This window comes from Butyrivibrio sp. Su6, assembly GCF_900108105.1.
GTDB lineage: Bacteria > Bacillota > Clostridia > Lachnospirales > Lachnospiraceae > Butyrivibrio.
The window spans coordinates 1-13669 of the sequence record NZ_FNUR01000016.1 but is presented as its reverse complement, the minus strand read 5'-3'; the positions used below and the strand labels follow the sequence as shown (position 1 = coordinate 13669).

At 39.9% G+C, this 13669-nt stretch carries 13 protein-coding genes; 3 read left to right on the top strand and 10 right to left on the bottom strand.

Annotation, left to right across the window (positions count from 1 at the left end):
* Window positions 1–126: 126 nt before the first annotated feature.
* The 3 genes from C4S54_RS14360 to C4S54_RS14350 all read right to left on the bottom strand — a co-directional run bounded on the left by C4S54_RS14360 (window position 127) and on the right by C4S54_RS14350 (window position 3311).
* Window positions 127–597, bottom strand: a complete 471-nt coding sequence (locus tag C4S54_RS14360) for a hypothetical protein (protein ID WP_103870132.1) — start codon at window positions 595–597, stop codon at window positions 127–129.
* Window positions 598–715: 118 nt separating this feature from the next.
* Entirely contained in the window at window positions 716–1489 is a 774-nt protein-coding gene (locus tag C4S54_RS14355; protein WP_103870173.1) for a response regulator transcription factor, read from the bottom strand.
* Window positions 1490–1559: 70 nt separating this feature from the next.
* On the bottom strand, window positions 1560–3311 hold the full coding sequence (locus C4S54_RS14350; RefSeq protein ID WP_160110778.1) for a cache domain-containing sensor histidine kinase: 1752 nt from the start codon (window positions 3309–3311) through the stop codon (window positions 1560–1562).
* 142 nt (window positions 3312–3453) lie between these two features.
* Between C4S54_RS14350 and C4S54_RS14345 the strand changes: the two genes are divergently transcribed.
* Together C4S54_RS14345 and C4S54_RS14340 are read left to right on the top strand one after the other, a co-directional pair.
* Complete coding sequence (locus C4S54_RS14345; protein ID WP_103870130.1) at window positions 3454–4821, top strand: TrkH family potassium uptake protein; 1368 nt, start codon at window positions 3454–3456, stop codon at window positions 4819–4821.
* Window positions 4822–4833: 12 nt separating this feature from the next.
* The gene (locus tag C4S54_RS14340; RefSeq protein WP_242973833.1) at window positions 4834–5484 is read left to right on the top strand and encodes a potassium channel family protein; all 651 of its coding nucleotides are present in this window, start codon (window positions 4834–4836) and stop codon (window positions 5482–5484) included.
* Window positions 5485–5496: 12 nt separating this feature from the next.
* Here the strand turns inward: C4S54_RS14340 and C4S54_RS14335 are convergent, their stop codons facing one another.
* From C4S54_RS14335 to C4S54_RS14305, 7 genes are all read right to left on the bottom strand, one after another.
* Window positions 5497–6345, bottom strand: a complete 849-nt coding sequence (locus C4S54_RS14335) for a carbohydrate ABC transporter permease (RefSeq protein ID WP_103870128.1) — start codon at window positions 6343–6345, stop codon at window positions 5497–5499.
* A gap of 2 nt (window positions 6346–6347) precedes the next feature.
* Window positions 6348–7262, bottom strand: coding sequence for a carbohydrate ABC transporter permease (locus C4S54_RS14330; RefSeq protein WP_103870127.1), 915 nt, complete (start codon window positions 7260–7262; stop codon window positions 6348–6350).
* Between the two features lie 99 nt (window positions 7263–7361).
* On the bottom strand, window positions 7362–8723 hold the full coding sequence (locus C4S54_RS14325) for an ABC transporter substrate-binding protein (RefSeq protein ID WP_103870126.1): 1362 nt from the start codon (window positions 8721–8723) through the stop codon (window positions 7362–7364).
* 59 nt (window positions 8724–8782) lie between these two features.
* Complete coding sequence (locus C4S54_RS14320; RefSeq protein WP_103870125.1) at window positions 8783–9337, bottom strand: hypothetical protein; 555 nt, start codon at window positions 9335–9337, stop codon at window positions 8783–8785.
* A 145-nt stretch (window positions 9338–9482) separates the two neighbouring features.
* Entirely contained in the window at window positions 9483–10562 is a 1080-nt protein-coding gene (locus tag C4S54_RS14315) for a peptidylprolyl isomerase (RefSeq protein ID WP_103870124.1), read from the bottom strand.
* A 9-nt stretch (window positions 10563–10571) separates the two neighbouring features.
* The gene (locus C4S54_RS14310) at window positions 10572–12005 is read right to left on the bottom strand and encodes an NAD(P)/FAD-dependent oxidoreductase (protein WP_278308926.1); all 1434 of its coding nucleotides are present in this window, start codon (window positions 12003–12005) and stop codon (window positions 10572–10574) included.
* A gap of 36 nt (window positions 12006–12041) precedes the next feature.
* Window positions 12042–12506 (bottom strand): PH domain-containing protein, encoded by a 465-nt coding sequence (locus C4S54_RS14305; RefSeq protein ID WP_103870122.1) that lies wholly within the window; start codon window positions 12504–12506, stop codon window positions 12042–12044.
* A 223-nt stretch (window positions 12507–12729) separates the two neighbouring features.
* On the opposite strand from C4S54_RS14305, the gene C4S54_RS14300 reads away from it, so the two are divergent.
* A complete protein-coding gene (locus C4S54_RS14300) occupies window positions 12730–13077 on the top strand; it encodes a hypothetical protein (RefSeq protein ID WP_103870121.1) in 348 nt (115 codons plus the stop codon).
* Window positions 13078–13669 lie beyond the last annotated feature (592 nt).

Sequence of the window (13669 nt, the reverse complement as noted above, 5' to 3'; positions counted from 1 at the left end):
CCTCCATACTCATACGAAGTGTTCTATTAATCAACAAATTTCAAACCAATAATAACAATAGCCCGCAAAGCTATGTATCATTTGTTATCCATTTATACGAATCAAAATGAATTTTGGCAATTCTGGTCAAGGACGATATTTTTTCAAAAGCTGTTTCATAAAAATTGGCTGAAATATAAAAATAAGAATGTATCCAACTATAAAGCAAATGACAAGAGAATGAAGAAACATTGGAAGAAATGAAAGCTGCGCCATCCCGCCGCTTGATTTCATGGCCATTGTATATGCCAGTAGTACCATTACAAAAGTCATAAGCGGTGTATAAAGAAGATTTGAAATAAGACTGCTTAAGAGGCGCTCTTTTATTGTCCCCTGTTCAAAACCTGCCTTGCGGCAAGCATCACCGGTTATTTTACCTACAGGGACCACAAAACCAATGAGTATGCTAATAATCGCACTTACAATGAAGCTAAAAATAAATCCAACAGGCGTAAAGTGACCTGAAGAAAGTGTCCCGGTAAGGGCCAGGCAAAAGCTCATAAGAATTCCCATTCTGATTCCCATTTCTCTGCCAATCTTTTTCATCTGCTCATTCATAGGCGTCTCCTTCTTCACATAAAACACAGTTGCAGCTATCTGATTATTATTTATATTTTATCATAATCGCGTCTACTATTAAATCTGCAATTACGTGTTGAAATAACCGGGCTATCCCTTATGAACTTTTTTCAAGTACATAGTCTGAATAGCTCATGCCGGTATATTTTTTAAAACACCTGCTAAAATAGTTAGGATCAGGAATTCCCACTTCTCCTGCCGTTCTATACATCTTATATCCAAGCTCTGCATAGCGAAGAGCCTTTTTCATTCGAAGATCTGTGAGATATTTGGCAAAATTTTTCCCGGTGTCAGCCTTAAACTTACGAGACAGGTAGCTTGCGCTAAAGCCAAAATTCTGAGCAATGAAAGTCAGGTTGAGCTTGGGATCCGTGAAATTCTCCATAACGTACTTTTCTATAAGCTCAGTGGGATTTACCTCTTCATCATAATCGTCATTTTCACCATCTTTATCCGGATTGCTTCTCTGTCCCAGATTATACCTTGATGCATCAAGCTTTTCTTTTGCCCTCTCGAGAACCTTTGTAACTTCCGCTCTTACCATAGGTTTAAGCATATAGTCAAACACAGGAAGACTCACACATTTTCTGGCATACTCAAACTGATCAAATGCCGTCATTATTATAATGATAAGATTCGGATATCTTGCAGTCGCAATCTCCGTAAACTCTATGCCATCCATAAAGGGCATTGAGATATCAACAAATGCTATATCCGGCCTTATCTCATCAATTACATTTATGGCTTCGATCCCACTTGCTGCCTCTCCAACAACCTCCATTCCAAGGCTCTCGTAATCAATCGCTGCCTTCATAAGTTTTCTTGCCGATTCTTCATCGTCAATTACCATAACTCTGTACACATTTCCCATAATAACCTCTCCCTGAAACATCAAACCCCTATATTGCCAAAAAACTAATGTCCAATCCCCTGAAAAAAAGTCAGCTCGTGGCCGGAATTACAAATTCAATTTCAGTAAATTCCCCAATTTCACTCTTTATCCTGACAACATCCTCTTTTCCTGTATAGTACCGTATTCGCTCTATAGTCCCCCAAAGACCAAAGCTCTCGGTGTCAAGGTCATTTTTATCCTTCCTCTCAAGAGAAAGGATCTGATCTATTTTTTCCTGGCTCATACCTATTCCGGTATCATGTACGATAATGTGCAGATTTCCATCCTGAAGTCTGCTGCTTATCTTTATTTTACCTCTTTCGCCCTTCAAACGTATACCATGATATATACTGTTTTCCACAAGTGGCTGCAGTATAAGCTTTGGAACCACAACTTCCTGAGTATTTTCAGCTATGTCATACTCATCATCCAATATGTCGCCATATCTTAGCTTTTGAAGAGAAAGATAATCCTTAACGATCCACACTTCCCTTGAAAGCGGGATTGCCCTGTCGCCCTTACTTAAGAAATTTCTGTAAAAACTGCCCAGAGTTTCAAGCGCGTCATGAACATTTCCGGCTCCTGCGTCCATAGCCATAAAGCCAATGGTCTCAATTGAATTATAAAGAAAATGCGGCTTTATCTGCTCCTGCAAAACTCGCATCTCTGCCCTCTGAAGAGTCTTTTCTTTTTCCATGAGCTTATCAATAAGGTCATTAACATGATCAATCATGCCGTTGTAGTCACCCTGAAGCATATCAAGCTCACTGTAAGGCACTTCGACATTTATTTTCTTAAGCTCTCCCGACTGCCTGTTTGTTTCCATTGAATTGGATAATTCAAAGATTGGATCTGTTATAGTCTTTCTGATAAATGTTCCAACGAAAAATGCAAGAATAATGAACACTATCATCAAAAACAGCAGAATATACAGCATTCTGAAGGGAATCCCCTCTGTTCCGTAGGGTGAAACCCTGAGAATAACTATAGGAAGGTCACTTACAAGACACCCCGACAATAGTTCTCTCTCTCCGTCTATAAAAACGTCCTCATGCCTTATAGATGTACTTACGAATTTATTGTCAAAAAAGTCTACGTAGCTTTTATTTCCTGCAATAAAAGTCCCATCACTTCCCATGATGCAGATATTGTCATAGCTAAGGCTTGCCAGCATTCTCTCAAAAACCAGAGATGAAATATTCATCATGAGAATTCCGGTTCTTTTCTGAGTGTCAATGTCATATATTGCTCTTCCAATTGTGACAACAGGGCGCCCGTCCTGCTTGGTCGCTATACCGTTACTGTTAAGGGAAACCACTGCTCTGCCAAGACCTTCATATATATCACCTTTCCATTCTTCACTGTTCATAAGTCCATAGTCATACTGATAGGTAAACCGGTTAGTTGCCAGCATGATCAGGTCTTCTCTGAAGATCATGACACTATCCACGCCCTCTGTTACGTTCAAAATGTCCATAACTCCATATCTGGCGTCGTTTATCATACTGATATCTACAGAGAGCATCTTTGCCCTTAAAAAAGTCAGAACCCTGTCATCTATCATTATAAGTCTCGAAAGAGATGTGTATTTCTGAATATCGGAACTAATGTTACTTGAAAGTGTCTTAAGAACATTTTCAGAATCTCTGGTGGCGTAGTCTTTTTGCTCCTGCTTTGTGATTACATATGTTGAAAACACAAATACGATGGCAGCAACAAGAACTATCCCAAAGATCAGCCTTTTAAGGCTAAAAGAAAGCGTATTTTGCTTTATGTTTTTACTTATTATGCTTAATTTCATTCCCCAATATCCCCAAATACCTCTAAAAATAACACCCATATTCATTATAACCGATTTCTTCCTGAAAGTATCTGCGCTTGTTAAGTAAAAACCAAGGAAGTATAATGACTTGACGACGCATTTTTTTCGGGAGGACTTATTTTTGAAAAAGTGGAGTTTTTCATCAGAACATCTGATACCCCTTAGCTTTTTGGGAGCTATACTAATTGGAGCAATTCTTTTGTTCCTTCCTATATCAACGGCGCCAGGAAACACCACAGATTTCCTGACAGCTCTTTTTACAGCAACCACATCTGTATGTGTTACCGGACTTGTTGTAGTAGATACCTACAGCCACTGGAGCGTTTTTGGACAGGTTATTATCCTTATCCTCGCCCAGATCGGTGGTCTTGGTATCATCACTGTTGCATCTTTGTTTATGCTGGTCACAAGAAAAAAATTCTCAATGGGCCAAAGGATCATTCTTACAGATGCCCTTAACCTGAATGAACGCTCAGGAGTTTTAAGAATACTTGTCCGCATAATGCGCGGGACTATTATTGTTGAACTGCTTGGAGCAATTCTTTATTCCATCAGCTTCGTACCTCTCCTTGGATTCCAAAAAGGTCTATGGGCAGCTATCTTTAATTCTGTTTCTGCCTTTTGTAACGCAGGTATGGACATTGTCGGACCTACAAGTATGGGTGTTTTCAATTCCAACTCACTTGTCCTTTTCACAACAATGGCACTTATCGTTTTAGGAGGCCTTGGCTATGTAGTCTGGTTTGACTTATCTTCCGGAATCCTTAAAGGAATTAAAAAAAGATATTCTCCAAAACTCATCTGGAAAAGACTGTCCGAACACACAAAACTTGTTCTTTCCCTGACATTTATCCTCATTGTCCTTGGAGCAGTATCTATTTTGGCATTTGAGTATAACAATCCCGAAACCTTAGGAAACATGCCGCTTTCTCAAAAGATCATGAACAGTTTTTTTGAATCAATAACTCTAAGAACAGCCGGATTTGCCAGTTTTTCACAAAAATCCATGACTGACCTGTCCTGTATTATGGCTTTTATTCTTATGTTTATAGGCGGCTCACCTGTAGGTACAGCCGGCGGAGTCAAGACTGTAACTTTCTTTTTGGCGGGTCTGAATATTGTTAATTACATAAAAAACGATGATAAAGATCTTGTGTTTAATAGAAAAGTTTCCTATGAACTTATGCGAAAAGCCACTGTTATCGTAGCTGTCAGTTCCTTTACAGTTGTGCTGTTCACCCTCTTACTGATGTCAACAGATACATCACTTGGAGTCACAGATGCTCTTTTTGAGATAGTCAGCGCATCTGCAACAGTTGGCCTTTCCAGAGATGTTACAACGACTTTAAATCTAGCAGGCCGAATCATCGTAATTATAGCCATGTACCTTGGAAGGATCGGCCCCATTTCCATGGCAATCTTTTTTGCAAAAAGAAAAACCAGAAATAATTCAGTTCAATACATCGAAGGCAATTTCTACGTAGGATAAAGGAGAATGACAATGAAAAAATCAGTTGCAGTTTTAGGATTAGGAAGATACGGAATCAGCCTTGCCAAAAGTCTTTATGAAATGGGAGCTGACGTCCTTGTTGCTGACAAAAATGAAGACCTTATAAAAGAAATGGCAGACTTTTGCACTGTTGGCATATGTGCTGACCTGGAAAATGAAGAAGAAATAAAGTCACTTGATATAAAAAACATGGACATTGTTGTCTGCGCTATGGGACGAAATCTGTCGGCCAGCATCATGTCAGTTGCTGTTGCCAAGGAACTTGGTGTTCCGCTTGTTGTAGCAAAAAGTTCCTCAGAAAGGATGTCTTCCATACTCAAAAAAGTCGGAGCAGATAAGATCATCATTCCTGAGGACTTCGGAGGTTTGCAATCTGCAAGAATCCTTATTTCAGATACTTTCATTGACTATTTCCAGCTGGATGAAAATCTCTCAATGGTTGAAATAAGACCAAGAGACAGCTGGATTGGAAAGAACCTTTTGGAGCTTGATCTCAGAAAGAAATACAAGCTCAACGTTGTCGCTGTAAAAAACAGCCAGACAAAATGGGGCTTTATTGATCCTCAGAGAAAGCTTACTTCTGATACCACTCTCCTTGTAGTCATTGAAACAAATGAACTAAATAAAATAAATAAGGGCTGATCCTTATTTATTTTACCCCTTAACGGCGCCAGCTATAAAGCTGGCCTGTATCTTGCCGCTAAGGAATATATAGAATATAAGGGTTGGAAACGTCGCTATTACAAGGGCTGCACCGATTGGCCCCCACTCTGTGGTATGCTGTCCGGAAAGTGCCTTTATACCTACAGGAAGCGTCCTGTGTGCTGAATCTGAGATAAATACATTTGCAAACATGAACTCGTTCCAGCACTGGAGGTATGAATAAACTCCGACAGTTGATACCGCAGGTTTCATAAGTGGAAGTATGATCTTAAAAAACGTTCCAAAGAGTCCGCATCCGTCTATCCTTGCTGCCTCATCAAGGGCTGTCGGTATTTCTGCCATAAAGCCGGAGCAGATAAGGATTGCCATTGACAGTGCAAACGCTGAATAAGGAACGATCAGTGTCGAGTACTTATTAAGCCAGTGTAGTTTTGACAAGACTACGTAAACAGGCACGATTGATGCCTGAATTGGAATTGTCAGTCCCAGCATAAAAAATGCATTTGCAAGTCCGCTAAATTTCCATCTGATTCTGGTTATCGCATAGCAGGCCATCATGGCTGCCATCATTGAAATCCCTATTGCAAGAGTTGTCACAAGAAGGCTGTTAAAAAAGTACAGTCCCATATTTCCTGTGTTCATGGCTGTTGCAAAGTTAGACCAGAGCCATTGTCTTGGAAGGCCTATAATATTGCTTCCGAATATCTCATCATTTGACTTAAGCGAAAAAGTGAACATGAAATAAATCGGAAAGATATTGATCAGGGCCCAAATGATCAGAAATATATTTGTTATAACCTTAAGATAAGGTTTTTCTTCCTTAAGTGTGTAACTTTCCATCTTTAATCATCCTTTTCTTTAAATGCTGCTGTTATGAGAAGTGCAAAGGCAAAGCACAGGATTATGAGCATTACAGATATTGTGCTGCCCATTCCATATCTGTTTCTAAGGAACAGCATGTTCTCAAGAAGTGTGCTTGGAACCTCAGTTGACTGGAAGGGACCGCCTTCAGTCAGGATCCTTACAAGATCATAGGTCTTGAGTGAACCTGTAACAGCAAAGATAACGCTTACCCTTATGATTGGCTTGATTATCGGTATGACAACGTATTTGTCAACCTGCCATTTGGTTGCGCCATCAAGCATTGCCGCTTCTCTAAGATCTATGGATACTCCTTTTACTCCGGCGTACATAAGTAGCATATGATAGCCGATGTACTGCCAAACCGTCGGAACGATGATACTTCCAAGAGCAGTTTTTACATCGCCAACCCATACGTGCTTTAGATTTCCCATGTTTATTGCATCCAGAAATCTGTTTAAAAGGCCGTAATCCGGATTGTAGATCTTAAGCCATAACTGACCTATTACAACTGTAGAGATCAGCACCGGCATAAAGAAAATTGACAGGAAAGTTCTTTCTCTTCTCGCTCCTCTTCCCAGCAAAAGCGCCAGTAAAAGCGCAAAGGGCAGCTGAACAAAGACAGAGAAAAATGCCAGGATCAATGAATTTTTTAAAGATGTGATAAATTTGATAGAACCATTTGTAAACAGCTCTATGTAGTTATTAAAACCAATGAATGTGCCTTCAGAAAAGCCATTCCAGTCATATAAGCTCCTGTATACAGATACAGCGATAGGAGCTATCAGAATACTTATAAAAAGAAGTAGACCGGGAAGCAAAAATACAAAGATAGCAAAAGCTTTTTTCAGTTCTTTTTTTCTTCTCTCCCTCTCTACGTTTTTTTCTTTTTCCATACGAAAACCTTCCCCTATATTCCTTTTAAAAAAGGCCCTCCCTCTCTCTTAGTAAGGAAACAGGAAGGACCTTTATTTATAACAAGTTATGAAAAAGTATTACTGAATATCTTTTGCAAGACCCTCTATGAACTGACTTCCATCAAGGAGGCAGCCATAAACCTGATCTACATATGAAAGATATGTGTTAGCAGAATCTGCACTCATAGCTGTATCGCCGAAAAGAACCATTGAATCAGCGCCTGCAACGATTCCTGCTACAGTCTGTGTAAGTTCGTTAACTGAACTTGTATCGCCGTAAGGTGTCCAAGCTGGAAGTCCGCATCCATCAAGGTATCCATAGTGGCAGATGAGCTTACCAAGCTCGAATGCATAGTCAGCAGCTCTTTCTGCATTAGGTGAAGATGCTGCAACTGCAAGTGTATCTGAAGGTCCGCCAATGAGCTGTCCAAGTTTTGACTTGTCTGCGTTGATAACAGGGAACTCACCTACTTTTACCTTAGGGAAGAACTCTGCATTAGCTGCAAAGTCAGCGCAGTTCCATGTTCCGTTCATATAGAACGCATACTTGCCTGCCATGAAGTTATTCTTAACTTCATCGTTTGTAAGGCCGATTCCTGAAGGATCGAAATATCCGTTAGTAACAAGGCTCTGGAATGTATCAACGGCGTCTGCTACATCCTGATTGTTCCATGTTGACTTTCCAAGGAATATATCATTAAGTGTGTCTGCTCCGGCACTCTTCTCGATAACTGACTCGAGGTACTCAGTTACGCACCATGTCTCCTTACCAGCGCATCCAAAAGGAATGATTCCTTTTGCTTTAAGTGCGTCACAGCAAGCAATAAACTCATCATATGTGCCAGGGATTTCTTCGTAGCCAACTTCCTTAAGAAGCTCCATGTTAGCAAAAAGACCAACGATGTTCATTGTAAGCGGCACGCCATAGTGCTTTCCGTCATAAGTTGAGTTGCCAAGCATAACCTCTGGAAGTTCTGACTTATAGTTCTGATAAGCATCATCAAGGCAATAAACCTTTCCTGCTTCTACGAAATCACCAAGGAATGCACATGACCATGTAAAGAAGATATCAGGCATCTCATTAGCAGAAACTGCAGCTTTGATCTTGGTCTTGTAGGACTGATTCTCGAAAGCTTCCCAAGTAAAGTTGATCTCTGGGTGATTTGCCTGCATATCAGCGATAGCAGCTTCATAAGAGTGGCGGTTTGAATCACTCTCTGTAGCAATACACCACATGTTAAGAGAAATAGGCTCTTCTGAAGTAGTTTCAGCTACTGCCTCAGTCTTCTCTTCTGTCTTGGCTTCAGTAGTAGCTTCCTGCTTTGCAGGCTCTGAAGCTGATCCTGTATCAGCAGCTGGCTGAGAAGCACTTCCACATCCGAAGAGAGACAATGTCATTAAACCCGCCATAAACATTGAAACAATACGTTTTTTTTGCATTTCATACCTCCCTTTATTAAATTGTTGTTTTATCTAAAGCGCATGCAGCTTAAGATTCTTTAACTTTTGGCCTCTGTCTTTACCATAGGCCATGGATAATCGATAGTGAGCTCATCCCCATCAAGCTCATAGTAAAGATATGCATCCTCTATGGGATCGTCATACATCAGCTTTATGCAGGAATTCTCTTCATCCACTGTATATCTGCCAAAAAAGATATTCTCCTCAGAGAACTTTCCGTCATCAGTAAACTGATACTCCCATCCGTTGTCCTGTTTCCAGACACCAACAATTCCGTCAGTATCTTTTTGACCATCGTACTCATAAGTGGACTTCTCGTACAAAAGCATCGTATCGCCTTCCATCACATAACGCAGTCCAAAATGATCCCCATTATCATCATCCAGCATTATGTACGAGTCGTCCTTTGAGTATGAATACTTTTCGCCCTTGTAAAGAGCTTCTCCGTCATCGTAAAAGGATAGGATTTCTTCACCGGGTTCATGGATGTACGCCCAGCTCTCAGTTTTTTCAGCTGTCTTTCCACAACCAAAAAGCACCAAAGATGCGCATAAAACCAACATAGTTACCAGGTAATATTCTAATTTTTTCATACCCTTTTTCCTTCCCTTCATGGTTTAAATATATCCGATTGTTCACAGAAATTTAATGGAATATTTTGACTTTATTAAGCACATTTTTTACTATTTAGACAAAAAAATCCCACATGACAATAATTTGTCTGTGGGATTTGCACTATTATCTAAAATATTTTTGATATATTTCCATCAAATTGGATGTAGAAACTTCTTCATCAGCCACTAAAGTAACCGAATTCCACAATTTCTCATTGAGTCGCTTGTTCAATGTAGCCACAAAAGCGTCATACTGCTGTCCAAAAACCTCTCTTTTTCTCTCCGCTACGATTTTTTCCTTGTTAGCCTCAGTCTCTTCTCTGTTAAAAGTAGTTATGCATTTGATGATCACATACCCTTCTGAGGTTTCTATGATATCGCTGACTTCATCAGTTCCCAGATTAAATGCAGTCGTATCATAGATGGACTCCATATCGCCCTTTCCAAAAGAAATAGTTCCTTCATCAGCCTCATTGTACTGAGCCATGAGCTCTTCAAAGCTTCTGCCTTCTTCAAGCTCACTTACAATACTTTTCATGTTTCTGTAGATCGCATTTTTTTCTGAATCGCTGACAGGCGCCTTTTCTCCACCGGCATCAAGAGTATAAGTTTTTAGAAGTATCTGCTCCACGGTTATGGTTCTTGCTTCATCATCACTAATCTCCGGGTTAATGTCCCTTATGATGTAGTCATAGAGCTTATCGGCCAGGGCTCTCTCCTCATAAATAGCAAGCACTTCTTCAAGTGTCACATTGCCCATGGCTTTGATATCAGCTTCCGTAAGGCCTCCGTAATACTCATTTGCCGCCTGAAGCGAAAGATTTATCTCAGACTGGTCAAGGGAGATTCCATTTTCCTGTGCCAAAAGATTCATAGCCTTTATCTGAGCGATCTTGGCTAGAACCGATTCTTTTAATCTGTCTTCTACAGTTCCTGCATCAGTCTCTTTGCCCCAAATATCACTTCCAAAGCTCTCTTCATAGCCTTCCTGGGTATTTACCAGATACACAAGAGCCTCCGACAGATTGCAGCTCTTGTCCTCGATTGTAAACACCTCATTCTTGGAAAAACCTGTTGTAAAAACAAGCCTTACATCTGAAAGGTCCGTGCCGCATCCGGTAAGAACAAGGGACAAAGCCAGAATAGAAGCAGCTGATAAAATATTCAGTTTACCTTTTAGTTTTTTTAGTGTTCTAAAAATCATGTCTGCCTGTTATTTCATACTGCTGATGATACTGCGGGCAACAGAAAGTCCATTTGCACTCGCCTGCTGAAGACCTCTTGTAACACCTGCTCCGTCTCCGATTGCGCGAAGACCTTTGATACTGGTCTCAAAGTCTTTATTTACAATAACTTTATTGGAATAGAACTTAACCTCTACACCATAAAGCAGGGTCTCGTCTGAAGCAATTCCGGGAGTAACCTTATCAAGAGCCTGAATCATCTCATCGAGATCTACCATTATCCTGTGTGGGAATACAAGTGAAAGATCTCCTGGTACAGCATCCTTAAGTGTCGGAATCAGATTATTCCTGCAAAGTCTCTCTTCTGTCGTTCTACGACCTCTTTTGAAATCGCCATAGGTCTGAACAAGTATCTTGCCACCACAGAGCATATTTGAAAGTTCTGCTATTTTTTTACCATATTCGATTGGTGTTTTAAAGGGCTTAGTAAAGTTCTTTGAAACCAAAAGTGCAAAGTTGGTGTTGTTTGTCTTAAACTCTTTTCCCTTATAGGCATGTCCGTTAACTACTGCAAGACCACCCTCGTAGTACTCTGTAGCAACTTCACCTGAAGGATTTGTGCAGAAAGTTCTCACCTTATCATCAAAGGTTGGTGTGTGGTAAATAAGCTTTGCCTCATAAAGATTTTCATTGAGGAACTGCATTACCTCATCCCTTACTTCAACGCGGACTCCTACATCTACTGTTCCAGGTTTTGTCTCGATTCCAATCTCTTCGCACTTATCCTTGAACCAGTCTGCGCCCTCTCTTCCGACAGCAGACACAATTTCTTTTGCCAGGAAAGTCTCCCCTTTATCTGTCACTACTCCTGTAGCAACGCCGTTCTCCACAATGATATCCTTGACCATCGTATTAAACTCTATTGTGACACCCTTGCCTAAAATATGTTCCTGAAGACGGGAGTAAATCTTATATCCCTCCTCAGTGCCAAGATGTCTTATGGGACACTCTACAAGCTTAAGATTGGCGTTTATGGCTTTTCTTCTGATCTCACGAAGCTCAGCCTCTTTATCAACGCCATACACGCTGGTATCTGCACCAAATTTAAGGTATATCTCATCAGATTCATGTATAAGCCTTGTAGCCTCATCATACCCAAGAATTTCAGGAAGTGTTCCTCCAACATCCGGAGAAAGTGAGAGCTTTCCATCAGAAAAAGCTCCTGCTCCCGCAAATCCTGTAGTAATTGAACATGGCTTGCAGCCTGCGCAGGTCTTGGTAACTCTCTTAGGGCAGTTTCTCTTTTCAATAGAGCGGCCCTTTTCTATCATCAGAACCTTGAGATCAGGTCTCTTCTCCATAAGTTCATATGCGCAGAAGATACCTCCTGGACCCGCACCAATAATTATCACATCAAATTCTTTTGCCATTAAAATCTCCTCTCTGTAATCAGATAAGCAGATAATTATAACATATCAAAGCCGAAAAAATCCAAAAGTTTAGTCGTCTATATGCCCGCTTAGATCATCAGCATCATCAACGTCATGGATATCGCCTGCTCCAAAGCCTATGTTCTGCATGCTCACAGTTCTTCTCTTAATTCTTGCGGCTTCCGAAGCCTGAAGTAGGAAGTCTTTTATCTCGCGTCCATGCTTTATATTCTTCATAGTGATAGTCCTGTCTGTGACATCAGACGTAAATAAAGTTATTGTAGAAAGACCTGCCATGCGCTGCAGAAGTGTTCTTGTGATCTCCACATCACTGATCTTATACATATAGCAGTCATTCTCACGGACAGTAAAAAAGCCGTTGATTATAGTAAAGTCATTGTCTCTTATCTCATACTTCGTAAAAGTCCAGGGAAGGCCAAACAAGAGCCATCTGCTGCGCTCTGTATATCTAAGTTCTCCCTTTGACATTTTAGATTCTTCATATTTTTCTGGATTTGCAATTCTAGGACTCATCTTATCTTCCCCTTGTGATCACATTTTATTTTTAAATAATACTTTTTGATTATAAGTTTTTTATCCTCATTATTCAATTTATGGTTAAGGGCATTCCCTATCAGTATTATAACAAAAAGCAATTTTTTTAGATTACCCACTTCAGATTTTCAGTTCTTCATCCGATAAACTTCATGAGGCAAAAGAATGAAAGCATTATTGAGGTTATAGGAGAAAAGTGGAAATGGATTTTAACTTTTTGGCCGCAGCAAACGGAATAACAAGTAAATATTTAAACCAGCTATCACCAAGTAGTGCTTCTGTGAGTGCACTTACTGCTGGGGAAGATGCAAAAGGCAAATTTGGAGAAGAGTTTGATAAAGCCTACGATTCATTGCAGGCTACCAGAGCACTTGATGCAACAATGCGTCAAAGCTACGCTTCTTCACATAAAGATGATTTTAAACAGGCTGCTGACAGACTGGGATATTCTATAGATAACAGAGTTATTGACATGCTCCACCTTGAGATCACATCAAAGATGGATGCACAGGTCAACGAAGCAATGAATAACGCAATTGATAATCTTTAAAAAAAGTTGTCGAAAGAAAAATCTTTCGACAACTTTTTTCTTTGTTTTTGCAATAATAAAAGACAATACATTAAACACACAGGAATACAGACTGACACTTAAATTAAGAGTCAGTTAGACAACGCAAAAAAGCGCGCAAAAGAACTATAGTGATCATCACACTATCTTTTATGAAGGAGTCATAGACATCCCTGTATGTTCAATGTTTGTGAGATTTGGAAGATGCAAGAATCATAGCCGCGTAAGCTATCATAAGCAGCGAATTAGACACGCTGTCCGCATCATCCATTGCTCTTTCGAGCAGAAATAATGTTCGTAACTAATAACTTGTCGTTCAACGATTGCAACTTTATCACAACTAAAATTGCATGTAAATAGCACTACCTTAATCTTAAGAATTTCTATCGCAAATCTTAAGAATTCCTTAAGAAGTTGACTATTTATGGATTATTTGTATTTTCTTATTTGTGCCATACCGGATCACACCAATAAGACAGAGGGACGGTTCCAATGTCATTTAGTTAAGGAAATTCATATATACTTTCATATCAAAAACATTATTGCAAAAGAAAAAGTGATTCTACAAAGAACG

What these genes read in the sequence shown, in the direction of transcription:
- C4S54_RS14360 (WP_103870132.1), bottom strand. Translation starts at nt 597, where the DNA reads ATGAATGAGCAGATGAAAAAGATTGGCAGAGAAATGGGAATCAGAATG.
- C4S54_RS14320 (WP_103870125.1), bottom strand. Translation starts at nt 9,337, where the DNA reads ATGAAAAAATTAGAATATTACCTGGTAACTATGTTGGTTTTATGCGCA.
- C4S54_RS14300 (WP_103870121.1), top strand. Translation starts at nt 12,730, where the DNA reads ATGGATTTTAACTTTTTGGCCGCAGCAAACGGAATAACAAGTAAATAT.
- C4S54_RS14315 (WP_103870124.1), bottom strand. Translation starts at nt 10,562, where the DNA reads ATGATTTTTAGAACACTAAAAAAACTAAAAGGTAAACTGAATATTTTA.
- C4S54_RS14325 (WP_103870126.1), bottom strand. Translation starts at nt 8,723, where the DNA reads ATGCAAAAAAAACGTATTGTTTCAATGTTTATGGCGGGTTTAATGACA.
- C4S54_RS14335 (WP_103870128.1), bottom strand. Translation starts at nt 6,345, where the DNA reads ATGGAAAGTTACACACTTAAGGAAGAAAAACCTTATCTTAAGGTTATA.
- C4S54_RS14305 (WP_103870122.1), bottom strand. Translation starts at nt 12,506, where the DNA reads ATGAGTCCTAGAATTGCAAATCCAGAAAAATATGAAGAATCTAAAATG.
- C4S54_RS14340 (WP_242973833.1), top strand. Translation starts at nt 4,834, where the DNA reads ATGAAAAAATCAGTTGCAGTTTTAGGATTAGGAAGATACGGAATCAGC.
- C4S54_RS14355 (WP_103870173.1), bottom strand. Translation starts at nt 1,489, where the DNA reads ATGGGAAATGTGTACAGAGTTATGGTAATTGACGATGAAGAATCGGCA.
- C4S54_RS14350 (WP_160110778.1), bottom strand. Translation starts at nt 3,311, where the DNA reads ATGAAATTAAGCATAATAAGTAAAAACATAAAGCAAAATACGCTTTCT.
- C4S54_RS14330 (WP_103870127.1), bottom strand. Translation starts at nt 7,262, where the DNA reads ATGGAAAAAGAAAAAAACGTAGAGAGGGAGAGAAGAAAAAAAGAACTG.